This window comes from Corallococcus praedator (genome assembly GCF_003612125.1).
In the GTDB taxonomy this organism is placed as follows: domain Bacteria; phylum Myxococcota; class Myxococcia; order Myxococcales; family Myxococcaceae; genus Corallococcus; species Corallococcus praedator.
Window position 1 is genome coordinate 1 of the sequence record NZ_RAWI01000857.1, and the last position, 541, is coordinate 541.

Annotated in this window: 1 protein-coding gene; it reads left to right on the forward strand. The window is 66.0% G+C overall.

What is annotated here, in order from left to right; genetic code table 11:
- Positions 1 to 215: hypothetical protein (locus D7Y13_RS47025; protein ID WP_439329238.1), on the forward strand; the 215-nt coding region annotated here is incomplete at its 5' end.
- Positions 216 to 541 lie beyond the last annotated feature (326 nt).

Consider the following 541-nt stretch of genomic DNA (forward strand, 5'->3'; position numbering starts at 1 on the left):
AGCGCTCAGAACTCAACTGCATGGATCATCTGTGGCGCCCCCTGAAGCAACGCGTTTCCGCCAACCGTCAGTACCCCACGGTCGAGCAGCACGTCGGCGCCGCCATCCGCTGGGTGCTGGGCCTTTCTGCCCAGGACGCCCTCCGCAAGGCGGGCTGCCTCGCCGAGGGCTTCTGGCTACGCGATTTGTTAGAGAACTTCTGGCGACCTACTTAGCGCGGGCGTTGGCCCATGCTAAGGCGAAGGAGTGGGAAGAGGCGGAGACGGAGCTGAACGCTGCTGACGCCACCCTGAAGGCATTCGAGGCCCTCGAGGTCGCTAAGTCGAAGGAGTGGAACGCTCTCTCGGGCCAGGCCGCCCACGGTGAGCGTCAAGGTAGTTGTCGCGTGAAAGGGTTCAGCCGATGCGTTTCAGTTCCTGCACTTCCGGTGAGGGGTTGAGGCGCACGGGGCCCGCGGGCGTCCAGTCGCGCGTGTCGCGGCTCCATCGCTCGGGGTGACGGGCGCGGGCGCGCTGGTACACTTGGTGACGCTGGGCGAGCA